The 24,798-nt window shown below is 73.2% G+C and carries 17 protein-coding genes and 3 pseudogenes; 14 read left to right on the forward strand and 6 right to left on the reverse strand.

The genetic code is table 11. The features are described 5' to 3' along the window. Positions 1-72: 72 nt before the first annotated feature. Together ABZ562_RS22535 and ABZ562_RS22540 are read right to left on the reverse strand one after the other, a co-directional pair. On the reverse strand, positions 73-1,227 hold the full coding sequence (locus ABZ562_RS22535) for a M20 family metallopeptidase (protein ID WP_361482515.1): 1,155 nt from the start codon (positions 1,225-1,227) through the stop codon (positions 73-75). Positions 1,228-1,259: 32 nt separating this feature from the next. After that, on the reverse strand, positions 1,260-2,858 hold the full coding sequence (locus tag ABZ562_RS22540) for an AbgT family transporter (protein ID WP_361482518.1): 1,599 nt from the start codon (positions 2,856-2,858) through the stop codon (positions 1,260-1,262). Positions 2,859-2,996: 138 nt separating this feature from the next. Between ABZ562_RS22540 and ABZ562_RS22545 the strand changes: the two genes are divergently transcribed. Next, positions 2,997-3,995, forward strand: coding sequence for an Lrp/AsnC family transcriptional regulator (locus tag ABZ562_RS22545; protein WP_361482521.1), 999 nt, complete (start codon positions 2,997-2,999; stop codon positions 3,993-3,995). A 1,473-nt stretch (positions 3,996-5,468) separates the two neighbouring features. Further along, positions 5,469-6,629 carry a transglycosylase family protein gene (locus ABZ562_RS22550; RefSeq protein WP_361482523.1) on the forward strand — a complete coding sequence of 387 codons (1,161 nt, stop codon included), beginning with the start codon at positions 5,469-5,471 and terminating at the stop codon, positions 6,627-6,629. Positions 6,630-6,714: 85 nt separating this feature from the next. Here ABZ562_RS22550 and ABZ562_RS22555 read toward each other — a convergent pair whose 3' ends face one another. Next, positions 6,715-7,443: a DUF429 domain-containing protein gene (locus ABZ562_RS22555; RefSeq protein WP_361482526.1), complete on the reverse strand. Its 729-nt coding sequence runs from the start codon at positions 7,441-7,443 to the stop codon at positions 6,715-6,717. Between the two features lie 122 nt (positions 7,444-7,565). On the opposite strand from ABZ562_RS22555, the gene ABZ562_RS22560 reads away from it, so the two are divergent. The 5 genes and pseudogenes from ABZ562_RS22560 to ABZ562_RS22580 all read left to right on the forward strand — a co-directional run bounded on the left by ABZ562_RS22560 (position 7,566) and on the right by ABZ562_RS22580 (position 12,492). Continuing rightward, positions 7,566-8,192, forward strand: coding sequence for a DUF4291 domain-containing protein (locus ABZ562_RS22560; RefSeq protein WP_361482529.1), 627 nt, complete (start codon positions 7,566-7,568; stop codon positions 8,190-8,192). Positions 8,193-8,309: 117 nt separating this feature from the next. Then, positions 8,310-8,747 (forward strand): annotated as a pseudogene (locus tag ABZ562_RS22565) (formate dehydrogenase); the annotation flags it as partial. 118 nt (positions 8,748-8,865) lie between these two features. Continuing rightward, positions 8,866-9,061, forward strand: a pseudogene (locus ABZ562_RS22570) (4Fe-4S ferredoxin); the annotation flags it as partial. Further along, a pseudogene (gene nrfD / locus ABZ562_RS22575) lies at positions 9,022-9,827 on the forward strand (NrfD/PsrC family molybdoenzyme membrane anchor subunit). The pseudogenes ABZ562_RS22570 and nrfD, both read left to right, overlap by 40 nt. A 106-nt stretch (positions 9,828-9,933) precedes the next feature. Continuing rightward, complete coding sequence (locus tag ABZ562_RS22580) at positions 9,934-12,492, forward strand: alpha-L-arabinofuranosidase C-terminal domain-containing protein (RefSeq protein ID WP_361482532.1); 2,559 nt, start codon at positions 9,934-9,936, stop codon at positions 12,490-12,492. Positions 12,493-12,545: 53 nt separating this feature from the next. Here the strand turns inward: ABZ562_RS22580 and ABZ562_RS22585 are convergent, their stop codons facing one another. Then, positions 12,546-13,301 carry a GntR family transcriptional regulator gene (locus ABZ562_RS22585; protein ID WP_361482535.1) on the reverse strand — a complete coding sequence of 252 codons (756 nt, stop codon included), beginning with the start codon at positions 13,299-13,301 and terminating at the stop codon, positions 12,546-12,548. A 104-nt stretch (positions 13,302-13,405) separates the two neighbouring features. Here ABZ562_RS22585 and manD point away from each other — a divergent pair, with 104 nt between their 5' ends. The 5 genes from manD (at position 13,406) to ABZ562_RS22610 (ending at position 21,596) form a co-directional block, all read left to right on the forward strand. Continuing rightward, positions 13,406-14,623 (forward strand): D-mannonate dehydratase ManD, encoded by a 1,218-nt coding sequence (gene manD / locus ABZ562_RS22590; RefSeq protein WP_361482538.1) that lies wholly within the window; start codon positions 13,406-13,408, stop codon positions 14,621-14,623. After that, the gene (locus ABZ562_RS22595; RefSeq protein ID WP_361482541.1) at positions 14,620-16,044 is read left to right on the forward strand and encodes a mannitol dehydrogenase family protein; all 1,425 of its coding nucleotides are present in this window, start codon (positions 14,620-14,622) and stop codon (positions 16,042-16,044) included. The genes manD and ABZ562_RS22595 overlap by 4 nt, the downstream gene beginning before the upstream one ends. 43 nt (positions 16,045-16,087) lie before the next feature. Next, on the forward strand, positions 16,088-17,482 hold the full coding sequence (locus tag ABZ562_RS22600) for an MFS transporter (protein WP_361482544.1): 1,395 nt from the start codon (positions 16,088-16,090) through the stop codon (positions 17,480-17,482). Between the two features lie 47 nt (positions 17,483-17,529). Further along, a complete protein-coding gene (locus ABZ562_RS22605) occupies positions 17,530-17,937 on the forward strand; it encodes a YchJ family metal-binding protein (RefSeq protein ID WP_361482547.1) in 408 nt (135 codons plus the stop codon). Between the two features lie 140 nt (positions 17,938-18,077). Next, a complete protein-coding gene (locus tag ABZ562_RS22610; protein WP_361482550.1) occupies positions 18,078-21,596 on the forward strand; it encodes a phosphodiester glycosidase family protein in 3,519 nt (1,172 codons plus the stop codon). Between the two features lie 46 nt (positions 21,597-21,642). On the opposite strand, the gene ABZ562_RS22615 is transcribed toward ABZ562_RS22610, so the two are convergent. Together ABZ562_RS22615 and ABZ562_RS22620 are read right to left on the reverse strand one after the other, a co-directional pair. After that, on the reverse strand, positions 21,643-22,203 hold the full coding sequence (locus tag ABZ562_RS22615) for a tyrosine-type recombinase/integrase (RefSeq protein ID WP_361482553.1): 561 nt from the start codon (positions 22,201-22,203) through the stop codon (positions 21,643-21,645). 55 nt (positions 22,204-22,258) lie between these two features. Beyond that, on the reverse strand, positions 22,259-22,726 hold the full coding sequence (locus ABZ562_RS22620; protein ID WP_361482556.1) for a nuclear transport factor 2 family protein: 468 nt from the start codon (positions 22,724-22,726) through the stop codon (positions 22,259-22,261). Positions 22,727-22,781: 55 nt separating this feature from the next. Here ABZ562_RS22620 and ABZ562_RS22625 point away from each other — a divergent pair, with 55 nt between their 5' ends. Both ABZ562_RS22625 and ABZ562_RS22630 read left to right on the forward strand, forming a co-directional pair. Continuing rightward, positions 22,782-23,288, forward strand: a complete 507-nt coding sequence (locus ABZ562_RS22625) for a metallophosphoesterase (protein ID WP_361482559.1) — start codon at positions 22,782-22,784, stop codon at positions 23,286-23,288. Between the two features lie 145 nt (positions 23,289-23,433). Continuing rightward, positions 23,434-24,759, forward strand: coding sequence for an MFS transporter (locus ABZ562_RS22630; RefSeq protein WP_361482562.1), 1,326 nt, complete (start codon positions 23,434-23,436; stop codon positions 24,757-24,759). Positions 24,760-24,798: the final 39 nt, after the last annotated feature.

Below are 24,798 nucleotides of genomic sequence, written 5' to 3' on the forward strand. Positions count from 1 at the left end.
CCCAGGAACCGACCGCCCGCCGCCGGATGTGACCATCACGGCGGCGGGCGGCGGCGTTCGCACGACCTGCTGTTACGAGGCGTCGGACGCCAGGGAGCGCAACAGCCCCACGGCGAGTGCGGTGCGGGCCGGGACGGCGTCGAGCAGGGTGTGTTCATGGCGGGCATGGGCGCCGGAGCCGAGGGCGCCGAGGCCGTCGAGGACCGGGCGGCCGAGCGCGGAGACGAAGTTGCCGTCGCTCGCGCCGCCGACCGCGGTCTCCTCCAGCTCCCAGCCCAGTTCGGCCGCGATGGCGTGGGCCTGCTTGAACAGCTGTCGGGACGGCTCGTTCGGAACCATCGGCGGCCGGTTCCATCCGCCGCTGACGGTCAGCCGCACCCGCGGGTCGGAGGGGGCGAGGGCGCCGAAAGCGGCATCGAGGCGGGCCATCTCGGCGGGTTCGGTGATCCGGATGTCGATGCCGCAGCGCGCCTGGGCGGCGACCACGTTACGGCCGGTGCCACCGCTGATCAGCCCCACGTTCACGGTGGTGCCCCGCTCCGGGGCGCCGAGTGCGGTGATGTGCGGGATGACCTCGGCCAGGGCGTGGATCGCGCTGGCTCCCGCCAGCGGGTCGAGCCCGGCGTGCGACTCGACGCCGTGCGCGGTCACGTCGAACAGCCCGACGCCCTTGCGCGAGGTCTTGAGCGCCCCGTTCTGCGCCGCCTCGAACACCAGGGTGGCGAGGACGCCCTCGCTCAGCCGCTCGATGTGCGGCCGGGAGGCGGGGCTGCCGATCTCCTCGTCCCCGTTGAGCAGCAGCCGGACGGACGGGTGCGGCAGATTCAGCTCGCGCAGCAGCCGCAGCGCCCATACGGCCTGCACCAGACCGGTCTTCATGTCGAAGACGCCCGGCCCGCTCGCCTTGCCGTCGGCCACCTCGAAGGGCCACTCGGCGAGGGTTCCGGCGGGCCACACCGTGTCGTAGTGGCACAGCAGCAACGCGGTGCCGGGCGCGGTGCCGCGGTAGGTGACGGCCAGCACGTCGCCGTGCGGGCCGCAGTCGTGGCGCTCCGTTTCGTCCGGCTCGCCGAGCCGCGCCACCAGCCATCCGTGGATCGCGGCGAGCCCGGCGTTCAGCAGTTGCTTGTCGTCACTCGGCGTCTCCAGTTCCACCAGCGTCCGCAGGTCTTCGGTCATCTCGGGCAGCGCCCGCTCCGTCGCGGCGGCGATGTCGGAGAGCGTCATCAAGGGGTCCTTCCGGGAGGGGGTTCGGTGGCTCAGCGGACGGGTGCGCCGGGGCCGAGCGGGATGCCCAGCGCCCACCAGGCGTAGAACAGCAGGGTCCAGGTCACCAGCATGGCCACGGACAGCGGCAGGGTCAGCGAGGCGAGGGTGCCGATGCCCGCGGAGCGCCGGTAGCGCTGGAGGAAGCCGAGCGCCATCACGAAGTAGGCGCTCATCGGGGTGATGGCGTTGGTGCAGGAGTCGGCGATGCGGTAGATCGCCTGGGTGGCCTCCGGCGGGACGTCCAGGAACATCAGCATCGGGACGAACACCGGGGAGACCAGCGCCCACATGGCCGATCCACTGGTCATCGCCAGGTTGATGACCGTGCACACCAGCACGATGCCCAGGAACGCGACCGGCCCGGTCACCCCGAGGTCCTTGAGGAGGTCCGCGCCCCGGATGGCGAGCACCTGGCCCACGCCCGTCCACGTGAAGTAGGCGAGGAACTGGGAGATGGCGAAGAACAACACCAGGATCGGGGCCATCTCCCGCATGCCCTGCGCCATGAAGTCGGGGATGTCGCGGCTGCCGCGTACGGTGCCCGCGGCCCGCCCGTACACGGTGCCGAGGAGCGCGAAGAGCACTCCGAGCACCACGGCGATACCGGAGAGCACGGGCGACTCGACGATGCTGCCGCCCTCACCGCGCAGCGGTGACCCGGTGGGGATCATGGCCACCACGATCGCCGCGAGGAAGAGCAGGAAGACCAGTCCGCTGCGGCGCAGTCCGCGCCGCTCCTCGGGGCGCAGGTCGAGCGCGACCGGGTCGGCGCCGGCGTCGGCCGTCTCGGTCTCGGGCGGCAGCGCCGCCACCTGCCGGGCCAGCACCTTTTCGGTGACGAGGGTGATGACGGAGGCCAGGACCACGGAGGAGGCGATCGAGAAGAAGTAGTTCGACAGCGGGGTGACGGTGTATCCGGGGTCGACCGTGTGCGCGGCCGCCGTGGTCAGCCCGGAGAGCACGGCGTCCATCGGCGTGATCAGCGGGCTCGCGTCGTATCCGGCGGACACCCCCACGAAGGCGACCACGATGCCGAGGACCGGGCTGCGTCCGACCGCGCGGAAGGCCAGGCCGCCGAGGGGGACGAGCACCACATAGGCGGCGTCGGAGGCGATGTGGGCGACCATCGCGGTGAAGGCCAGCGCGAACGTCATCCAGCGCGCCGGCACCCGGGAGACCCCGGCCCGCAGCATCGCCGTGAGCATCCCCGACTTGTCGGCGACGGCGACCCCGAGCATCACCACCAGGATGGTGCCCAGCGGCGGGAAGGTGGCGTAGTTGGTGATCGCGTCGGTGATCATCGAACGGACGCCGTCGACCGAGATCAGGCTGCGTACGACCACGGACTTGCCGTCGGCCGGATTGTTCGCGGACACGTCCGCGGCGGCCAGTCCCCAGCTCACCACCGCCAGCAGCGCGCTGAGGATGGCGAACAGCCAGAAGGGATGGGGCAGTTTGTTGCCCGCCCGTTCGATGGCGCCGAGCACCCGGAGCAGACCGGACAGCGCCGCGGAACCCTCCGTGGGCGTCCCGGGCGGCGTTCCGGGTGGTGTGTTGTCGGGCGTGGTCGTGGTGTCGTTCGAGCTCACCGGCCGCACTTCCTTCGTCGGGATGACGCAAGCGTGGTCGCCCATTAGAGATGGCTCTGACGGAATGAGGCAAGTAAAAGACTTGTAACGCAAGAATGATTCACCGATAGAGCACCAATCGCACGATAGATTCGGTCCATGTCCGAGACCTCTCCCCTGGACGACGCAGACCTCGACCTGGTGGCCGCCCTCCAGATGGCCCCGCGGGCCCCGCTCAGCGCGCTCGCCGATGTGCTCGGCAGCTCGGCCAGCACGGTCGGCCGGCGGCTCACCCGGCTCGCGGACGAGCGGCTGCTGCGGGTGATCGGGCAGGTGGATTGGCCGATGCTGGCCGAGGGCAACCCCATGCACATCTGGGTGGCGACCGTCCCGGGGCAGGCACGGCAGGTGGCCCGCCGGCTCGCCGAACTGCCCGAGATCCCGTTCGTGGCGACGATCACGGGACGCGCCGACGTCTACTGTTCCCTGCACGCCACGCGCGGCACCGGGGCGCGGGAGCTGCTGATGAACCGGATCCCGACCGTCCCCGGCGTCCGGTCGGCCCACACCGAACTGGTGCTGCGGGCCTCGGCCAAGTCCGACTCCTGGCGGCTGCGCCGGCTCGGCGACGACCAGCTGCGGGCGCTGCGCGAGGTGGCCGATCCGCTGGACGAACCCGCCACCGCGGCCGGCTTCAGCGCCGAGGAGCTGGGCGCGGTCGAACTGCTGCGCCACGACGGGCGGGCCAGCGCCGCCGAAGTGGCCCGGGCACTCGGCATCAACCGCTCCACCGCCTACCGGCTCACCCAGTCGCTCCTGCGGCGCGGGCTCGTACGGCCCCGAGTGGAAATCGAGCCCGCGCTGCTGGGGTACGCGCTGGAGGCGGTGGTCGAACTGCACGCGGCCCCCGGAGCCATCCAGCAGGTGGCCGACGCCCTCGCCCGGCATCCCTCCGCACGGTACGTCTCGATCGTCGCGGGCACCTCATCGGTGATCCACCACGGGGTGTTCCGCGACGAGGAGGGGCTGGCCGCCTTCCTCACCCATGACCTGGCCGCCCTCCCCGGCATCACCGCCTGCGAGGTGTCCGTGATGCTCGATGTGCTGCGCCGCTACTGGATCGGCCGCGAGGACGGACGGCTCGTCGTCGCGGGCTGACGCCCGAGGACCAGCGGCGCATGGGCCGAGGGCCGAGGGGGCCGACCGGCGTCCGAGGGCACGCCCCGCGGCGGCGTGCGCCCCCGGCCGGACGTCCAGCGGCGCGGAGGAGCGGCGGGTACGCCAGAAGGCCGATGGGGCACGGGCGGTGACAACCCGCACGCGCCGTAGACACACCGCACATCCTGGGTTACGGACCGCCGCGCGACCGATTCCGCCGACGCGGCGGACGATGCCGTACGGAAATGACGGCATCGGCGTCCGCGGGGGCTCCTGGCGATCCGGGGCCAAGAGGTGACTATTCGGAACCGCTCCTGCGAGCGATCTACCGTGATGAAGTCGATGTAAGGCAATGGTATGCCCGTCGGCGCGCTTCCCGCTATACGGAGGCCGCGTGATTCTCCGCCAGTTCCCCGCCGCCTCGGGACAGCTCGCTTTTCGGAGAACCGGAGCGGTACACGGGCGGTCCGGGAGGCGATGAGCGGCGGGAGATTCGGCAAAGGGCACGTCAAGTCCGCTTGTGAAGCGTCGGGTTGTCCGGAGCCGGAACCAGCTGGGGCAAAGCCGGGTGAGTGACTGAGCCGTTACGGCCGGGGGTTCTCCGGCCGCCGCGTACCGTATCCCGCGCCGATGGGCCCCCGCGTGCCCGGCCGGACGGGCCGCGGGGGCCCGGCCGATGTCCGAGCCGGCTCCCAGGACGACGCCGAGGCCGATGTCCACGGGCCCCCTCCCCCGAGGCCGTCCCCGCACCCCGACAGCGGGGGCCTGGCCCCCGGCACGCCGCGACCGCCGTTCTCCGCCCGTATTGCCGCCCTCCCCTCTTCATCGGCTTCATCGGCTTCATCGGCCCTGCCTCCATATCCCTTCTCCCGCCCTTCGCTGCTTTCGCCGGGCCCGGTGATGGGCCCGGGCCGTACGCGCTGTTCCCCACCCGGTCCCCCGTACTGCCAAGCAACCGATCTTGGCCCGGCGGCAGCCGCATTACCGCACCACAAGATCCGCCCGGCACGCCCAACGGCCGCACTCCCCCGCATTGGACCGCCCATGGACCGGTCCGGGCCGAACCGCCGCTCCCCGGCGCGGAATTCGGCCGCCCCCGCGAAGATGATCGGCCGTTGGTCCAACAGGAAACCAATCCGCCGGAAAAGCGACGCCTCATCGGGGCCGCCCGACGAATCATTTCCCGCCGCCGCGGGTCCGCACGCGGCAGGCGGCGGAAAGTGATCTCGGGCCGCGTGCCCCCGGCCGTCCCGTCAGCCCCGGACCTGTCCGTGCGCCCCCCGGTCCTCCACGCGCCTTGCCTCGCACAGCTGATGGAGCGTCACCCGACCAGGGGGCGGATCCCGGGAGCGCGCGGCGGCCCGTGACCACCCCCGCGCCTTGTGACCGGCCGCCCCCGGCTGCGGTACTCGTACAGCCCGCCGGGACCTCCGGGGGCGACGTCGAGAGCCGTTGTGGAGAGGAACCAGCCTCATGGCCGTACGAGGAAGTCACCGCCGCCCCGCATCGCCCAGCCGGGTCTCCCCGCTGTGCGCGGTCCTGACCGCGGGCAGCGTCGGCATCGTCCTGCCGTTCCTCAACACCGGTGCCGCCCAGGCGGCTCCGGTCGGCAGCTGGGACAAGGTCGCCGCATGCGAGAGCGGCGGCAACTGGCGCATCAACACGGGCAACGGCTACTACGGCGGGCTGCAGTTCTCGCAGCACACCTGGGCCGCGTACGGCGGCACCCGGTACGCCCAGCGGGCCGACCTCGCCACCAGGGGCCAGCAGATCGCGGTCGCCGAGGCGGTGCTCCGCGCCCAGGGCCCGGGCGCCTGGCCGGTCTGCTCGGTGCGTGGCCGGCTGTCCCGGTCCGGTCCGCCCGCCGCCGAGGCGGCGAACCGCGGCGCCGCGCGCAGCGCCAAGCCACCCGTCAAGCACCACCCGAAGCGCATGGTCAAGCCATCCGGTAAACACAGCCCCCGGCGGGCGGCCGGGTCCGGGTCCGGCTCGTACACGGTGCGCAGCGGCGACACGTTGTCCCGCATCGCGACCCGCGGTTCCGTCAGCGGCGGCTGGAAGGCGCTGTACCACGCCAACCGCCGGACCATCGGCGCCAATCCGGACCTGATCCACCCGGGGCAGCGGCTCACCCTGGCCTCGGGCAAGGCCCACCGGGCCGCCTCCCAGCGCGCGGCCGCCGCCTCCCGCCACACTGCCCGGCAGTCCGCCGCGCGGACGTCCGCGGCCCCTCGGCTCGCGGCGCCGGTCAGCGGCCCGATCACCGCGGCGTACGGGGTGCGCGGCCCGCGCTGGGCGAGCGGCCACCACACCGGCGTGGACTACGCGGTACCCGTCGGGACCCCGGTGCACACGGTCGCCCCGGGCACCGTGGTGGCCGCGGGCTGGGCCGGTGCCTTCGGCTACCAGGTGATCATCCGCCACGCCGAGGGGCTGTACACCCAGTACGGGCATCTGTCGGCGCTGACGGTGCGCAGCGGGCAGGCCGTCGAGGCGGGCCGCCGGATCGCCCGGTCCGGCAACACCGGCAACACCACCGGTCCGCATCTGCACTTCGAGGTGCGCACCACCTCGCGCTACGGGTCGGACGTCGACCCGCTCGACCATCTGCGCCCGTACGGCATCGGCGCCTGAGGACCATTTCCGGGGGTGGGGGAAAGGGAGGCCGCCCGAGGCACGGCTCGGGCGGCCTCCCGCCGTCTTTCACCGAAGGGCGTGGTCAGTACCAGATGGCGATGGGGAGCCCCGTGTCGGACACCTCGGGCGGGGCGGGCAGGCTCATGGCCGTGCCGAGCGCGACGCGGTGTGCGCTCCAGGCGGCCGCCGCGGCGTCCAGCACGTCGTCGGACGGCACCCGCCCGGCCGGGCCGAGGTCGTCGGGCAGGACGATGCCCTGGCCTTCGAGCAGACGGCGGCGTACGGCCTGGCCGTTCCAGCCCTTCTTGCTCCAGCCGACCGGCTCGCCGTCCCGCATGGCAGCGAAGGAGACCTCGGGATGGACCTCGTGGAGCCGGTGGTCGCCACCGTCCCGGCAGGCGTTGGCCTCGCGCAGCTTCGCCGCCAGCCCCCACGACTGGCGGCTCAGCCCGGCGCCGGTCAGCCGGCGGCAGCAGGCGTTCGCCGCGTCGTAGCCGGGCTGCTCCCAGACCTCCCGCGGCGGCACCGGGAAGACCCGCGAGCGGTGCGCCCCCAGCCGCTCGGCCGCCAGCTCCTCCGCACGGCGCCGCCCGGACCGCGGCAGCCCCAGCGGCATGTCGACCGCGACCACGGCCACGTCCCCCACCCGGGCCAGCAGATCGCTCAGCCCGCCGGCCGTCTCGGCACCGGCGAACGCGCCACCGCGCAGGGTCACCGCGACCCAGCCGGAGCGGCAGGCGTCCACCCCGACGACGGCCGGGCGCGGAACCGGGGGGCGGGACGGCTCGGGGTGGCGCGACGCGTCGGACATGGGGCTCACCGTACACAGTCGCTGACGGGCCGTAGGGCGGTGCGGCCGCCGTCGGCCGGCCACGCACGCCCGCCTGGAAATTCGGTGGCCGGACACCGTCCGCCCCGACACGCTTGCTGGTCATGGAACACCCGTCCCACGAGATCCGCGCACAGCACACCTCGACCACGGTCACCGTCTACCAGGCGTACGGCCCGCACATCGGCCTGCCCGCGGCCCGCGACGGCCGGTTCCCCGCCGCCTGGAAGCGGGACCGGATGACCTGGATCAAACCGTCGTTCCTGTGGATGATGTACCGCTGCGGCTGGGGTCTGAAGGAGGGCCAGGAAACGGTCCTGGCCGTCGAGATCACTCACGAGGGCTTCGCCTGGGCGCTGCGCAACGCGTGCCTCTCCCATTACGTACGCGGTCTCCACCCCGACCAGGCGGCCTGGAAGCGCCGGCTGCACCGGTCCCCCACCCGGGTCCAGTGGGACCCGGAACGCGACCTCCACCTGCGGCCGCTGCCGTACCGCTCCCTCCAGCTCGGCCTGGCGGGCGAGGCGGCCCGCCGGTACGCGGACGAGTGGACGGTGTCCATCACCGATGTCACGCCGCTGGCCCGCGAGGTCCACGCCCTCGTGCGGGCGGGTCACCTCGACACGGCGGCCGGGCTTCTTCCCGAGGAGCGCCCCTACCCGGCGGCCGATGATCTTCTCTCCCACCTTCGGGTCGCGGAGCGGACGCATCCGGCGCCAGGCGGGGTGTGAACCCGTCGCGACGGGAACCCATGCGCCGTACCCGGCCATGCCAGGGGGCCCGGGCGGTGGGAAGGACAGGCGATGGGCGTGCGTACCTGGGTCCAGGAGTGACCCGTCTACCGGCAGCTGACCGGAACCGATCCGCTCGGCCGCGGAGCCGCCGCCGCCTCGGCCACCACCCGTGAGCTGCGGCCCCGCACCGCCACCGCGGACCGGGTGGTGAAGTCGGTGTGCCCCTACTGCGCGGTGGGCTGCGCCCAGAACGTGTACGTCAAGGACGACCGGGTGGTGCAGATCGAGGGCGACCCCGACTCGCCCATCAGCCGCGGCCGGTTGTGCCCCCAGGGGTCGGCCACCCTCCAGCTGACCACCGGTGAGTCCCGCCGCCACCAAGTGCTCTACCGCCGTCCGTACGGCACGGATTGGGAGCCGCTGGACCTGGACACCGCGCTGGACATGGTCACCGAGCGGGTCATCCGCACCCGCCGCGAAACCTGGCAGTGGGAGCAGGACGGCATCCGCGTCAAACGCACCCCGGGGCTGGCCAGCCTCGGCGGCGCCACCTCGCGGCGGGCGGCATGACGCGCTGGACCCCGTACCTCGCCGAGCTGCAGCCGGAGTTGTTCTGCGAGGTCTCCCCCGAGCTGGCCGCCGAGCTGTGCTGGTCACCGAGCGGGAGGACCTGCACGGGGCGGGCGTGTCCGACGCCCGGCTGTACGGCCACGACCCGCAGGACGGGGTGGGTGGCGACGGCGCGTTCTCCCTGCTGCTGGACGAGCCGGAGGTGTACGGGCTGCCGCCGGACCCGGTCGTCACCACCCGCGATCTGCCCCCCGGTGTGGCGGCACGCCGGGGCCGTGGCGCTGACCCTGCTCGGCGGAATGGCCGCGGTGTTCGCGGCGCACGGCCGGAAACGGGAGGAAGCGCTGATGGGCGAGCGCAAGGGGCGCAAGGGGCGCCGGGGCGAGCAGCTGATGGTGCCGGAGGCCGAGTTCACCTCGTACTACGGCAAGCCGGTCCTCAATCCGCCCACCTGGCAGGCCCGGGACATTGCCGGGTCCTTCTTCCTGGGCGGTCTGGCGGGCGCCGGGTCGGTGCTCGCGGGCGGCGCCGGGCTGACCGGCCGCCCCCCGCATGGCCCGGGCGCTGAAGGTCTCGTCAATGGTGTCCATCACGGGGTCCGCCGCGGCCCTGGTCCACGACCTCGGACGCCCCGAGCGCTTCGCCAACATGCTGCGGGTGTTCGAGCCGACGTCGCCGATGAGCGTCGGTTCGTGGCTGCGCGGAGAACGCCCCGGCGCGCAGCGCCGCGCTGTTCGGTACGGCGCTGGAGGCCGGGGCCGTGCGGGCGCTGGAACGGCGGCTCGGGGTCGTGGCCGAGACATATCGCGAGGGGACGGCGGGCCGTCTCCTGCGCACCGCGAAGGCGCTCGGCGCGGCGGGCGCGCTGGGCGGGGCGCTGCTGGGCCGCCGCAGCCGTACCGCCGCGGTCCTCAGCGGCAGGGCCCTGCCGGCGGCCTCGGCGTGCACGCTTTCGGTGTGTTCCACGCCGGCATGCGGTTGGCCGAGGATCCGAAGTACACCGTCGTTCCGCAGCGCGGGCGGCTGGCGGCACGGGAGCCGTCGGAGGCGCGGCAGAGCTGAGGGGCTGTCCATGGCGTTGACGCGCCCCTCCCTCCCCCATATCTTTCGTTCGAAGTTCTGAGCGACGTACGGGATTTCGAACGACATGATTCGGAACGGGAGACGCATGCCCCGCACACGCCGGAGACTCGGCCTCACCATCGGCGCCCTGCTCGCCGCTACCGTCACCGCCGTCCCCACAGCCGCCACCGGCGCTCCCGCGCACCCGGCGGCGGACACCACCGACTACACGCTCTCCGTCGACCCGGCCGCCAAGGGCCCGGCGATCGACGACTCGATGTACGGGGTGTTCTACGAGGACATCAACCGCGCGGCCGACGGCGGTCTGTACGCCGAGCTGGTCCAGAACCGGTCCTTCGAGTACGACCCCGCCGACCACGCCTCGTACCGGCCCATGACCGCGTGGACCGAGACCGCGACCGGCGGCGCGACCGGGAAGGCCGAGGTCGTGGACGACGACGGCCGGCTGAACGAGCGCAACCGGCGCTATCTGCGGCTGTCGCTCGACGGCGGCGGATCGGCGGCCCGGTACGGGGTGACCAACTCCGGCTACACCACCGGGATGGCCGTCAAGGCGGGCGAGACCTACGACTTCTCGGTGTGGGCGCGCACCGACCAGGCATCCGGCACACCGCTGACCATCGGCCTCGGCGACGGCTCCGGCAGCGCCACGCTGGCGCGTCCGCTGCGCACGACCGTGCGCGGCGACCGCTGGGCCAAGTACACCGGGACCCTCACCGCCACCGCCTCCAGCACCGCCGGACGGCTCACGGTGGCCGCGGGCGGCGGCGGCACGCTCCGCCTCGACATGGTCTCGCTCTTCCCCCGCGACACCTACAAGCACCGCCCGAACGGCATGCGCAAGGACCTCGCGCAGAAGATCGCCGCGCTGAAGCCGGGCTTCCTGCGCTTCCCGGGCGGCTGCCTGGTGAACACCGGCAGCCACGAGGCGTACGAGGCGCCCAACTGGCCGCGCAAGCGGTCCTACCAGTGGAAGGACACCGTCGGCCCGGTCGAGCAGCGCGCCGTCAACGCCAACTTCTGGGGCTACAACCAGTCCTACGGCATCGGCTACTACGAGTACTTCCAGTTCGCCGAGGACATCGGCGCGATGGCGCTGCCGGTGGTGCCCGCGCTGGTCACCGGCTGCGGCCAGAACAAGGCCACCGACGACCCGGCGCTGCTGAAGCGCCACATCCAGGACACCCTGGACCTCATCGAGTTCGCCAACGGTCCGGTGACCTCGACGTGGGGCAAGCTGCGGGCGAAGATGGGCCACCCGAAGCCGTTCGGCCTGACCCACCTGGAGGTGGGGAACGAGGAGAACCTGCCGGACGAGTTCTTCGCGCGGTTCACCGAGTTCCGCAAGGCCATCGAGGCCGAGTACCCCGGCATCACGGTGATCAGCAACGCGGGTCCCGACGACAGCGGGCAGACCTTCGACCGCGCCTGGGCGCTGAACCGGGCTGCGGGCGTCGACATGGTCGACGAGCACTACTACAACAGCCCGCAGTGGTTCCTGGAGAACAACCAGCGCTACGACTCCTACGACCGCTCGGGCCCGAAGGTGTTCCTCGGTGAGTACGCCTCGCAGGACAACAAGTGGTACAACTCGCTCACCGAAGCGGCGTACATGACGGGCCTGGAGCGCAACGCCGACGTGGTCAAGCTGGCGTCGTACGCGCCGCTGCTGGCGAACGAGAACGCGGTGCAGTGGCGGCCCGACATGATCTGGTTCGACAACTCCTCCTCCTGGGGCTCGACCAGCTACGAGACGCAGAAGCTGTTCATGAACAACGTCGGGGACGAGGTGGTGCCGAGCAAGGCGTCCGCCACCCCCGCCCCGAGCGAGCCGATCAGCGGCGCGGTCGGCCTGTCGACCTGGGCCACGAGCGCGGCGTACGACGACGTCAAGGTGACCGCCGCGGACGGCTCGACGCTGCTCAGCGACGACTTCTCGGGCGATGACGGGCAGTGGGCCAAGGCCACCGGCACCGGCTCGTGGACGGTCCGGGACGGCGCGTACGTCCAGTCCGACACCGCCGCCGAGAACCCCATGGTCACGGCGGGCGACAAGACGTGGCGCGACTACGACCTGCGGGTGAAGGCGACGAAGAGGTCCGGCAAGGAAGGCTTCCTCATCGCGTTCGGGGTCAAGGACACCGGCAACTACTACTGGTGGAACCTCGGCGGCTGGGGCAACACCCGCTCCGCCGTGGAGAAGGCTGTCGGCGGCGCCAAGCAGACGATGGTCGAGGACGGCACGAAGATCGAGACCGGGCGCGCCTACGATGCCCGCGTCGAGGTGCGCGGCCGTCAGGTGACGCTGTACCTGGACGGCAAGAAGTGGGGCGGCTTCACCGACGACAAGGTGGCCGAGCCGTTCCGCCAGGTGGTGACGCGGGACAAGGCCACCGGTGAGCTGATCGTCAAGGTCGTCAACGCGCAGAGCACGGCCGCCCGCACCCGTATCGACCTGGGCGGGGAGAAGGTGGCGCGGACGGCGCGGCTGACCACGCTCCAGGGCGCGCCGGACGCGGTCAACACCGCTTCCGAGCAGCCGGTCACACCGGTCCGGTCGAAGCTGGACGGGGTGGCGAACACCTTCACGTACACCTTCCCGGCGGACTCGGTCACGTTCATGAGGATCAAGACCAAGCGCTGATACGGGCAGGTCACGGGGCGGGTCCACCACGGGCCCGCCCCGCTGTCATGTGCTCAGTCCCCGCGGGCGGCGGCGCGCCGGGCGCTGTCGCGGCGCGGCTTGAGCGGGGCGTCCTGATCGCTGAACAGCTCCGGGTGCTTGGCGCGGATCTTCTCCACATCGCTGAAGACCAGCCGCAGATGCGAGCGCAGCGCCCCGTCGGCCCGCTCCAGATCGCCTTCCTCCAGCAGGTCGACCACCTCCCGGTGCTGGCCGATGAGCAGCGACATCTGCTGGGTCATGGGCAGCGAGAGGCGGCGGGCCCGGTCCAGCTGGGCCTTGGCCTGGCTGACCACCGGCCACGCCGAGCCGTGTCCGCTCACCGCCATCAGCCGCTGGTGGAACTGCTCGTCCAGCTGGAAGAAGCCCGCCATGTCGGACCGCGCGTCGGCTTCCTCCTGCGCGATGAGCAGCACCCGCAGCTCCGCCACATCGCGCGCGGTGACCCGGCCGACGGCGTCGCGCAGCGCCGCGCGCTCCAGTGCCTCCCGGATGAACTGGGCGGATGCCACATCGCGCTCGCGGATGCGCGAGACGAACGTCCCCATCTGCGGATAGATGTCGACCAGCCCCTCGTCGGCGAGGAGGATCAGGCTCTCGCGGACCGGGGTGCGGCTGACGCCGAGCTCGGCCGCGAGGTCGTTCTCCGATACGGCCGAGCCGGGGGCCAGCTCCAGGCCGACGATGCGCGCGCGCAGCACCTCGTGGACGAGCTGCCGGGTGTTGCGCCCCCGGGAGCGTGCCGCGTGCAGTCCCTCCGCCGATCCCATCCGACCCCTTCCGAACCCTTGACCGAACTCGCTGACGTACTTGTATGGTAGCCGACCAGCAGCCCGGGCTCCACCCCGGAGCCGGCGCAGTGAGGAGCAGCCGCATGGCCACGATCACGGAGGCGACGGTCATCGTCACCTCTCCCGGTCGCAACTTCGTGACCCTGAAGGTGACCACGTCCGACGGTGTGACCGGTCTCGGCGACGCGACACTGAACGGCCGCGAGCTGGCGGTCGCCTCCTACCTGGAGGACCATCTCGTACCGCTGCTGATCGGCCGCGACCCCGCCCGCATCGAGGACATGTGGCAGTACCTCTACAAGGGGGCGTACTGGCGCCGCGGCCCGGTGACCATGACCGCGATCTCGGCGGTCGACACCGCGCTGTGGGACATCAAGGGCAAGGTCGCCGGGATGCCGGTGTACGACCTGCTGGGCGGCAAGGCCCGCGACGGGGCCATGGTCTACGGCCACGCCAGCGGCGGCGACATCCCCGAGCTGCTGGACGACGTCGCCCAGTTCCAGGAGATGGGCTACCGCGCGATCCGCGCCCAGGCCGCCGTCCCCGGTTCACCCGGGACCTACGGCATCCGCCACGGCACGGTCGCCACGGTCTACGAGCCCGCCACCGGCGCCCTCCCCGAGGAGCAGCCGTGGTCGACCGAGGCGTATCTGGACTTCGCGCCGCGCTATCTGGAGGCGGTCCGCGAGCGGTTCGGCTTCGGCTTCCACCTGCTGCACGACGTCCACCACCGGCTCAGCCCCACCGAGGCGGGGCGGCTCGGCCGCAGCGTGGAGGATCTGCGGCTGTTCTGGATGGAGGACCCCACCCCCGCCGAACTCCAGGACTCCTTCCGGCAGATCCGCCGGTCGACGACCACCCCGATCGCGGTCGGCGAGGTGTTCAACTCCATCTGGGACTGCCAGCAGCTCATCACCGAACGGCTCATCGACTACATCCGCGCCTCGGTCGTACACGCCGGTGGCATCACCCATCTGCGGCGGATCTTCCACCTCGCCGAGCTGTACCAGGTGCGCACCGGTTCGCACGGCGCCACCGACCTGTCGCCGGTGAGCATGGCCGCCGCCGTCCATCTGGACGTCACCGTGCCCAACTTCGGCATCCAGGAGTACATGGCGCACGACCCGCTCACCCATGAGGTGTTCCGGCCGACGTACGAGCTGCGCGACGGCGCGCTGCACCCCTCCGAGGCGCCCGGCCTCGGCATCGAGCTGGACGAGGAGGCCGCCGCCCGCTTCCCGTACGACCCGAAGTACCTGCCGGTGAGCCGCCGTACCGACGGGTCGGTGCACGACTGGTGAGCGCGACACAGCGGCTGTCCCTGGCCACCCTGCCCACCGTGCCGGCGGGCCTGCGCCCGCCGGTCGATCCGCGCGCGCTGCGCCCGCGGATCGTGCACCTGGGCATCGGCGCCTTCCACCGCGCCCACCAGGCGCTCGCCACCCAGACCGCCGAGGCGGCGCACGGCGGCGGATGGGGCATCGCCGGGGTCACCCAGCGCAGCCGCGCGGTGGTGGACGCGCTGCGCCCGCAGGACGGGCTGTACTCGTTCACCGAGCGGCGGCCCGAGGGCCCGGCCACCGGCGTGGTCGGCGCGGTGACCGAGGTGCTGCACGCCGCCGACGACAGCGCCCGGCTGACCGGGCTCCTGGCCTCGGCGGACGTCACCGTGGTGACCCTCACCGTGACCGAGAAGGGCTACCGGCGCGACCCGGCCGGCGGCGGTCTGGCGCTGGAGGACCCGCTCGTACGGGCCGACCTCGAAGGCGCCGCCCCCGCGACCGTCGTCGGGCAGCTCGCCGCGGGGCTGCGCGCCCGGCTGCGGGCGAGCGGTGCGCCGCTGTCGGTGGTGTCCTGCGACAACATGGCGGGCAATGGCGCGGTCCTGCGGCGGCTGGTACGGGACTTCGTGGCGGCGAGCGCGTGGGACGAGCGCGATCGCCTCCTGGACTGGATGACCGGCTCGGTGGCCTTCCCCGCCACCGTCGTCGACCGCATCGTGCCCGCCACCACCGACGCCGACCGCGAGACCGCGGCCCGTGCGCTCGGCGTGGCGGACGAGGGCGCGGTGACCGGCGAACCGTTCACCCAGTGGGTGCTCCAGGACATCTTCGCCACCGACCGCCCGCGCTGGGAGGAGGCGGGCGCCCGGTTCGTCGCCGATGTGGCCCCGTACCAGTCCGCGAAGCTCCGGCTGCTCAACGGCGCGCACTCGGCTCTGGCCTACCGCGGCCTCGCCGAGGGCTGTGAGACCGTGGCGGACGTCCTCGCCACGCCCTGGGGCGAGGCGGCCGTGCGCGCCTACTGCGCGGAGGCGGCGCAGAGCCTGCCGCCGGCCGAGGGCCTGGACCTGGCCGGATACATCGACAGCCTCGTCGTCCGCTTCGCCAACCCCGCCATGCACCACCGGATCCGGCAGATCGCCATGGACGGATCTCGCAAGATCCCCGAACGGTGGCTGGCCCCGCTGCGCGAGCTGCGCGCCGCCGGACGGGACACCCCGGAACTGGTGGCGGCCCTCGCCGCCTGGGCCCGCGTCACCCGCGACCACCCCCTGGACGACCCCGAGGCCGAAGCGCTGCGCCGGGCCTGGGACGCCCGGCCCCCGCGCGACGCCCTGCGCCGTCTGCTGAGCCTGCTGGGCGCCGGGGACCTGGCGGACGACACCTCCCTGGTCGCCTCCGTGGCGGCGGAGCTGCCCTCCGGCGCCCGGACGCGCTGACCTCACGCACCCTCCCACCGAGGACCTTCGAAGGAGAGCCGCCTTGAAGACCCCCAAAGCCGCCACCGCCCCCACCGGCCCACCACCCCAGGGCGAGGCCGCCGCCGCGCCACCGCGCCCGCGCGGCCTGCGGCACAACACCCGCTGGCTGATGGTCTTCCTCTGCTTCCTCGGCATGACCGTCAACTACGTCGACCGCGCCACCATCTCCATCTCCCTGCCCTACATGACCGATGACCTGCACATCGGCCCCGAGTGGCAGGGCGTCATCCTCAGCATGTTCTTCGTGACCTACGCGCTGGGCCAGCTGCCCGCCGGTGCGCTGATCGACCGGTACGGCGAGAAGAAGATGTTCGCGATCGGCGGGCTGATCTGGTCGGTGGTCACCATCGCCACCGGGTTCGTCCGGGGCATCGGCAGCCTGCTGTTCGCGCGGCTGGCGCTCGGCGCGGGCGAGGCACCGGCGTATCCCTCGTGCGCCAAGTCCGTCTCCCGCTGGTTCCCGGTCCGCGAACGGGCGCTGGCCAACAGCGTCTGGGACAACGGCGCCCGGGCCGGTACCGCGGTCGCCGCCCCGGTGGTGACCGCGCTGATCGCCTGGCAGGGCTGGCGGATGGCGTTCTGGGTCACCGGCGCGATCGCCCTGCTGTGGGTCGCGCTGTGGCTGAAGGCGTACCGGGAGCCCTCGGCGGCCGGCGGGATCAGCGCCGAGGAGCGCGCCTACGTCGCGGCGGGCGGCGCCCGGCTGGAAGAGGCCTTTGCCGAGGACACCGCCGACAAGCCCGAGGACGCGGCGCCGGAAGAGCCCGCGGTGCGCTGGCGCGACCTGTTCCGGTACCGCACGGTCTGGGGCATGATGATCGGCTTCTTCTGCCTCAACTACGTGATCTACTTCTTCATCACCTGGTTCCCCAGCTACCTCGTCGACGCCCGCGGCTTCGACCTGCTGAAGCTCGGCTTCTACGGCGCCCTGCCCGGCGTCGTCGCCATCGGCGGCAGTCTGCTCGGCGGCTGGACCAGCGACACCCTGCTGCGCCGCGGCTGGTCGGTGACCCGGGCCCGTAAGACCTGCCTGGTGTGCGGAATGCTCTTCTCCTCCGTCATCGCCTTCGCCGTGCTCGTCCCGAGCGCCATGTGGGCCCTGGTGCTGCTGTCCGTCAGCTACGCGAGCCTCGCCTTCTCCGCCGCCTCGGTGGCCAGCCTGCCCGCCGACGTCGCGCCCACCCCGCGCCATGTGGCCTCGCTCGGCGGCATCCAGAACTTCGCGTCCAACCTGGCCGGTGTGCTCGGCTCGACCACCACCGGACTGCTGCTGGGCTTCTTCAACCACTCGTTCGTCGCCCCGCTGATGCTGTCCGGCGCGCTGTGCGTGGTCGGCGCCCTCACCTACGGCCTGGTCATCAAGCGCGTCGAACCCCTGCGGATGTCCGCCGCCTGAGCCCGGGCCGTCGCCGAGGGTGTCGCCGAGGACGTCACAATGGGTCCATGTCCCGACGCACGCGCCGTACCGCCCCCGTGACCTGCCCCTGCGGACTGCCCGCGCCGTACGCCGACTGCTGCGGCCGCCTCCACCGGGGGGAGGCCCGGGCGGCCACGGCGGAGCAGCTGATGCGCTCCCGGTACAGCGCCTTCGCGGTGGGGGACGAGGCGTACCTGCTCCGCAGCTGGCACTCGACGACCCGGCCGCCCCGGCTCGAACTCGACCCGGGGCCGCGGTGGGTGCGGCTGGAGATCCTCGGGACGACGGACGGCAGCGCGTTCCATTCGACGGGCACGGTGGAGTTCCGCGCGCACTACGTGGACGGTGGGCGCACGGGCGAGCAGCACGAGAACAGCCGCTTCACCCGGGAAGGGGGCGCGTGGGTGTACGTGGACGGGGTGCCCCTGCCCTGACGCGCCCCCATCGGCGGCGGCCGAACGGCGTTTGTTCTCCATGATGTCGCCCACGCCTTCTGGCGCGCCGTCACCTCCATGGCGATGCTGGGGCGCTGTGCGTGGGAACCACGCGCGTCCCATGGCCCCATGGAGTTGCCATGTCCCCTGTCGCGTTCACCAGACCCGTGGCGGCGCTGGCCGCCGCCTGTGCCCTCGTGCTGGGTGCCGTAGACCAGGCCGCCGCCGACGGCACCCCGGCCCCGGCGCCCGAACCCCTCCCCCGCTCCTCGTCGGAGATGCTGCGGCCGGTCGCCCCGCCGGCCGCCGTCAACCCCGCTCCCGGCGCGCGGTCGATCGCCGACGGCGACGGCATCCGGACCGCCGGCTCGTCGCGGCCGGTGGCCCCGGGGGTGCGGCTGACCTCGTACGACCGGCTGGAGTCGGACAAGTGGCTGCGCGCCGACGCGCTGTCGGTGGACCTCACCGGCGGCACGAAGGTCGACTATCTGCACCCGGACAAGGTCGCCCTGCGCAAGCCCGTCTCCCGACTGGCCCAGGAACACGACGCCGGGCCGGGGCGCCGCACGGTCGCCGCGATCAACGGCGACTTCTTCGACATCAACCAGACCGGCGCCCCCGAGGGCACGGGCATCGGCGACGGCCGGATCGTCAACTCCGCCGCCTCCGGCTCCGGCAACGCGGTCGGCATCGGTCCGGACGCCGCGGGGCGCATCCTCCAGCTGTACTTCGACGGCACGCTGACCCTCCCGGACGGCCGGCGTCCGCTCGCGGCGATCAACGCCGCCAACGTACCGGCGGGCGGCATCGGCGCGTACAACGCCCAGTGGGGCGAGGCGGACCGGGCGCAGACCGTGGACGGGGCGCGGCGCACCGCCGAGGTCACGGTCGCGGACGGCAAGGTCACCACGGCGGCCACGGCGCCCGGCAAGGGAGCGATCCCGGAGGGGGCCACCGTGCTGGTCGGCCGCGACGCCGGGGCGGACGCCCTCGGCCGGCTGGCGGTCGGGGACGCGGTGTCGTGGGAGTACCGGCCCCGTACCGACAGCGGCGACACCCCGCGCACGGCGGTCAGCGGCCGTGAACTCCTCGTCGTGGACGGCGCGCCGGTCGGCCACGAGGGCGAGGGCAACAACACCGCGGCGCCGCGCACCGCCGTCGGCTTCTCCCGGGACGGGCGGACGATGCAGGTCCTCACCGTGGACGGGCGGCAGGCGGACAGCGGCGGGGTCACCCTGACCGAGCTGGGCCGGATGATGAAGGACGCGGGCTCCTACAGCGCGCTCAACCTCGACGGCGGCGGCTCGTCCACGCTTCTGGCGCGCGAACCCGGCAGCGACACGGGCCAGGTGGAGAACAGCCCGTCCGACGGCAGCGAGCGGCCCGTGCCCAACGGGCTCGCCTTCACAGCCCCCGACGGCAGCGGCCGGCTCCGGGGCTTCTGGGTGGAGACGGCGACCGGCGCGGCCGACGCGCCCACCGTCGATCCGGTCCGGGGCGGCCACCCGGAGCGGGTGTTCCCGGGGCTGACCCGCCGTCTCACCGCCGCGGGCTACGACGAGACGTACGGCCCGGCCGAGGGCGCGCCGCACTGGCAGACGGCCGACCCCCGGGTCGGACGGGTCGGCGCCGACGGCACGTTCACCGCGCGCCACGGCGGCGACACGGCGGTCGTCGCCCGGCGCGGGGCCGCCCGTGGCTCGCTCCGGCTGAGCGTGCTGGACGAGCTGGACCGGATCCGGCCCACCACCCGGCTGATCGGGCTCGCCGGCGCCGGGGCCACCGGCCGCTTCGGGATCGTCGGCCTGGACGCGCACGGCACCAGCGCGCCCATCGAGCCGTCCGACGTCCGGCTGAGTTACGACCACGCGCTGTTCGACATCGCCCCGGACCCGGCGACCGGGAACTTCACCGTCAAGGCCCGCGGCGACCGGGCCGCGGGCCAGGTCAAGGTCGCGGTCGGCGGCGCCGCCACCGTGCTCGCCGTCACCGTGGGCCTCACCGACCAGCCGGAGGCGTCCTTCGACGACGCCGGGCGGTGGACGTTCAGCCAGGCCCGCGCCTCCGGTTCGGCGCAGGCCACGCCCGACGGCCACAGCGGCACCGGGCTGGAGCTGACCTACGACTTCAGCCGGTCCACCGCCACCCGCGCCGCCTATGTCACCCCGCCGGAGCCGATCGCGGTGGACGGTCAGCCGCAGTCGTTCGGCCTGTGGATCAAGGGCGACGGCAAGGGGGCGTGGCCGACGCTCCACCTGAAGGACGCGGCGGGCTCGGACCAGTTGCTGCGCGGCCCGTACATCACCTGGACCGGCTGGCGACATGTCGACTTCGCGGTTCCGACCGGGATGGCGTATCCGCTGAAGGTGAGCCGCTTCTACCTCGCGGAGACGGCCGCCGGCCGCCAGTACACGGGCGGTGTCACCCTCGACGACCTCACCGCGCGGGTGCCGCCCGCCGTCGACCTGCCGAAGGAGGACGTACGCCCCGACCCGCTCATCACCACGGCCGCGCGCACCGGGGGCCGGGACTGGCGGTTCGCGGTGATGTCGGACGCCCAGTTCGTGGCCCGCGCCCCGGACAGCCCGATCGTGGCCCAGGCCCGCCGCACCCTGCGGGAGATCAAGGCGGCGAAGCCCGACTTCCTCGTCGTCAACGGCGACTTGGTCGACGAGGGGTCCCCCGCCGATCTCGCCTTCGCCCACCGGGTGCTCACCGAGGAGCTGGGCGATGACCTGCCCTGGACCTACGTGCCGGGCAACCACGAGGTGATGGGCGGCTCGATCGGTGACTTCACGGCCGAATTCGGTCCCGCACACCGCGTGTTCGACCACCGGGGCACCCGGTTCATCACCCTCGACACATCGAGCCTGCGGCTCCGGGGCGGCGGCTTCGACCAGATCAAGGAGTTGCGCGAGCGGCTGGACGCGGCCGCCGCCGATCCCGCCATCGGCTCGGTCATGGTGATCGAGCACGTCCCGCCGCGTGATCCCACCCCGCAGCAGGGCAGCCAGCTCAGCGACCGCAAGGAGGCCGCGCTGCTGGAGAACTGGCTGGCCGACTTCCGCCGCACGACGGGCAAGGGCGCGGCGTTCATCGGCAGCCACGTGGGCGCCTTCCACGCCTCGCGGGTGGACGGCGTTCCGTATCTGATCAACGGCAACGCGGGCAAGAACCCGGCTGCTCCGGCCGCGCGGGGCGGCTTCACCGGCTGGTCGATGGTGGGCGTCGATCCCGTCCCGCCCCGGCAGCGGGCGGCGGCGCGCCACGCCCCGTGGCGGGGCGGGCCCGACTGGGTGTCGGTGCAGACCCGGGCCCATGTGGACGGGCTGACGGTCACCGCCCCGGCCGAGGTGCGCACCGGGCAGGACGCGGACGTCACGGCGTCGGTGATCCAGGGCGAGGGCGCCGGTGCCCGCACGGTGCCGGTCGGCTGGCCGCTCAGCGCGGACTGGACCGGCTCGCCGCACCTCTACGTCGGCGACGTGACCCACGCCCGTCACCCGGCCCGCTATGTCGCCGCGTTCGACCCGGCGACCGGGAAGCTCACCGCGCTGCGCCCGGGTACGGCGACCCTCACGGTGACCGTGAACGGCGCGACGGCGCAGGCGCGCTTCGCGGTCACGGCGGCGGCCCGGGGCGGGGCTCCCGCGGCGTGAACGGGCCGGTGGGGGCGGGGCCACGGCGGCCCCGCCCCCACCGGCGTCAGGTGTCCCAGACCCGGCGGACCTGTTCGAAGCGGGTCGGCAGCGGCGGACGGCGCGCGGCGTACCGGGCGTTCGTACGGTGGACGAAGCGGCGCCACGAGAGCACCAGCCCCTGCCGGGTGATGGGGAGCCCGGCGGCGACGGTCACCCCGTTGTCATGGGTGTGGTGCACCGTGAGCAGCAGCGCGTCCGGGACGGATCCCTCCAGTTCGGTGCACAGCTCCTCGCGCACCAGCAGCCAGCGGCGCAGGACCAGGATCGTCCCCGCGTCCAGACCATGCCGCCGGGGGATCCGGTGCTTGCCGTGTTCGATGGTCACCCATCCCGCGTCCAGGTCGAGCGAGGACATGGTGCAGCGCAGCAGGCCGCCGTAGCGGGCGCCGCTGGCCCGGGCCAGGCCCACGATCACCGCGAGCCGCACCGTCTCCGGCTTCGCGCCACTCTCCAGGGCCTGCACCGACAGCAGCCGCCAGATCCACTCCGCCTCCGCGGCCGACACCACCGGACGCGGATACCGGTCCTTGGCCGTCTCAGCCGTCCCGCCCGCTTGCGCCGTCACACCGTCACCTTCTTCCGATCGTCCGCTTGGCACATTATTTATGTCATCGGGCGGGTCACAACCCCAGCTCGCTCAGACCCGGGTGGTCGTCGGGGCGGCGCCCGAGCGGCCAGTGGAACTTACGGTCCGCCTCCGTGATGGCCAGGTCGTTGATGGACGCGTGGCGCCGCGTCATCAGCCCGTCGGCGCCGAACTCCCAGTTCTCGTTGCCGAAGGAGCGGAACCAGTTCCCGGACGCGTCATGGCATTCGTAGGCGAAACGCACCGCGATGCGATGGCCCTCGTGGACCCACAGCTCCTTGATGAGCCGGTATTCCAGCTCTTTCGCCCACTTTCGGGTCAGAAAGTCGACGATATCCGGACGGCCGTGCGGGAATTCCGTACGGTTCCGCCAGCGGGAGTCGACGGAGTAGGCCAGGGCCACCCTTTCGGGGTCGCGGGAATTCCAGGCGTCCTCCGCCTGACGGACCTTCTGGATCGCGGTTTCCCGGGTGAACGGCGGAAGCGGCGGGCGCTCGGTCACATTCTCTCCCTGTGCGATGGTCAATGGATGCCGATCCACACGGTACGGTCGACGCGTGCGTCTCCTGCTGATGTCGGACACCCATCTCCCGCGCCGGGCCAAGGAACTGCCCAGGGAGCTGCTGGACCAGGTGGCCCGCGCCGATGTGGTCATCCACGCGGGCGACTGGGTCGACGCCGCCACCCTCGATCTGCTGGAGGCGCGCTCGCACCGGCTGATCGGCGTGTACGGCAACAACGACGGGCCCGAACTGCGGTCGCGACTGCCGGAGGTGGCGTACGCGGAGCTGGGCGGGCTGCGCTTCGGGGTGGTGCACGAGACGGGCGCGGCGCAAGGGCGTGAGCGGCGCTGCGCGGAGCGGTTCCCGGAGCTGGACGTGCTGGTGTTCGGCCACAGCCACATCCCGTGGGACTCCACATCGGCCGACGGGCGGCTCCGGCTGCTCAACCCCGGCTCCCCCACCGACCGGCGCCGGCAGCCGTACTGTACGTATCTGACGGCCGCGATCGAGGCCGGGCGGCTGACCGCCGTGGAACTGCACCGGCTGCCGCCCCGCCGCTGAAGCCGCCGTTCCCCCGGGTGTGACCCATCCGCCCGTTCCCCTCACCTCTCGCCGAGCCCTCTCGTCGAGCCCTCTCGTCGAGCGCTCACTTCTTTCATCAGCCCCTGTTCCGTCCCCCTTCCGTGGTGCTGATGAGGAGTGACTGATGACGGTACGGAGCGCTGCTTCCGTCCGGCGCCCGGCGCTGGCCGCCGTGTCGCTGGCCATGTTCTGCGTCCAGCTGGACGCCTTCGCGCTGAACCCGGCGCTGCCCCGGATCGGCCGGGATCTGGGGGCCGGCGGCGGGCTGTCGTGGGTGGTCAGCGGCTATCTGCTGGCGGCGGCCTCGCTGATGCTGGGCGCCGGGCGGCTGGGCGATGTGCTGGGGCGGCGCGCGCTGCTGACGGTGGGCCTCGCGGTGTTCGGGGGCGCCTCACTGGTGTGCGCGCTCAGCCCCTCGCTGCCGGTACTGGTGGGCGCCCGGGTCGTCCAGGGAGCGGGCGGCGCGCTGGCCATGCCGGTGGGGCTGGTCCTGCTGACGCACACCTATCCGCCCGCGCTGCGCGGGCGGGCCCTGGGGTGGGCGATGGGCGTCGGGGGTGTCGCGACGGCGTGCGGCCCGTTCGTGGGCGGGGTGCTGACCGAGGCCGTGTCGTGGCGTGCGGTGTTCTGGCTCAATGTGCCGGTCGCCGCTCTCGCGGCGGGCTGCGCGGCGCGGGCGGCGGAGCCCCGGGGCGGCAGCGCGCCGCGCCCGGTGGACGGGAAGGGCCTGGTCGCGGCGACCGCGGCGGTGGCGGCGCTCGCGGCGGGCATCGACCGCGGGCCGGTGTGGGGCTGGGCGTCGGGCCGTACGGCCGCCGCCCTGACCCTGACCGTCGCCCTGTTCCTGGTCTTTCTGCGGTGCGAACGGGCGGCGCCGAGCCCACTGGTGAGCCCGGCCCTCCTGCGCAACCGGCCCTTCGTGGCGCTCACGGCGGCGGGCGCGGTGGCCAATGCCGCGACCGTGGTGTTCCTCTTCGTGGTGCCGGTGTCGCTGCAGGGGCCGTGGCGGCTGTCGGCGGCGGCCGCCGGGGCGGCCTTCCTCGCCCCCGCCGTGGCCATGTCCGTGGCCGGTCCGCTGGCCGGGCGGATCGGTCCGGCGAGGGCGGTCGGGGCGATGGCCGGGTGTCTGGGCCTGAGCGGGGCGGGGCTGTGCGCGGCGCCGGCGGCGACCTCGCTGACGGGCTATGTGCTGGTGGCCACGGGCTGCGGGGCCGCGCTCGGGATGGCGGGTGCTCTGACGCTCATCGCCACCCAGGCGGCCGCGGGCCCGGAGCTGGCGGGCGAGGCGTCCGGCGTGACCAAGACGGCCATCACGACCGCGGCCGGTCTCGGCGTGGCCCTGTGCGCTCCCGCCCCCGGGACGTCCCTGCCCCTGGCCGGGGTGAGCTGCCTGGCCGCCGCCCTGCCGCTCGCCGCCGGGGCGCGCCGCGGCCTGACGCCCCTCCGGTGAGCGTACGGATTGAAGCCGTGGCGTGATTGCGACAAAGTG

The sequence above is a fragment of the Streptomyces sp. NPDC019937 genome (genome assembly GCF_040631655.1).
In the GTDB taxonomy this organism is placed as follows: Bacteria; Actinomycetota; Actinomycetes; order Streptomycetales; family Streptomycetaceae; genus Streptomyces.

What these genes read in the sequence shown, in the direction of transcription:
- ABZ562_RS22560 (WP_361482529.1), top strand. Translation starts at nt 7,566, where the DNA reads ATGGAACACCCGTCCCACGAGATCCGCGCACAGCACACCTCGACCACG.
- ABZ562_RS22610 (WP_361482550.1), top strand. Translation starts at nt 18,078, where the DNA reads ATGTCCCCTGTCGCGTTCACCAGACCCGTGGCGGCGCTGGCCGCCGCC.
- ABZ562_RS22555 (WP_361482526.1), bottom strand. Translation starts at nt 7,443, where the DNA reads ATGTCCGACGCGTCGCGCCACCCCGAGCCGTCCCGCCCCCCGGTTCCG.
- ABZ562_RS22585 (WP_361482535.1), bottom strand. Translation starts at nt 13,301, where the DNA reads ATGGGATCGGCGGAGGGACTGCACGCGGCACGCTCCCGGGGGCGCAAC.
- manD (WP_361482538.1), top strand. Translation starts at nt 13,406, where the DNA reads ATGGCCACGATCACGGAGGCGACGGTCATCGTCACCTCTCCCGGTCGC.
- ABZ562_RS22550 (WP_361482523.1), top strand. Translation starts at nt 5,469, where the DNA reads ATGGCCGTACGAGGAAGTCACCGCCGCCCCGCATCGCCCAGCCGGGTC.
- ABZ562_RS22545 (WP_361482521.1), top strand. Translation starts at nt 2,997, where the DNA reads ATGTCCGAGACCTCTCCCCTGGACGACGCAGACCTCGACCTGGTGGCC.
- ABZ562_RS22605 (WP_361482547.1), top strand. Translation starts at nt 17,530, where the DNA reads ATGTCCCGACGCACGCGCCGTACCGCCCCCGTGACCTGCCCCTGCGGA.
- ABZ562_RS22535 (WP_361482515.1), bottom strand. Translation starts at nt 1,227, where the DNA reads ATGACGCTCTCCGACATCGCCGCCGCGACGGAGCGGGCGCTGCCCGAG.
- ABZ562_RS22630 (WP_361482562.1), top strand. Translation starts at nt 23,434, where the DNA reads ATGACGGTACGGAGCGCTGCTTCCGTCCGGCGCCCGGCGCTGGCCGCC.
- ABZ562_RS22580 (WP_361482532.1), top strand. Translation starts at nt 9,934, where the DNA reads ATGCCCCGCACACGCCGGAGACTCGGCCTCACCATCGGCGCCCTGCTC.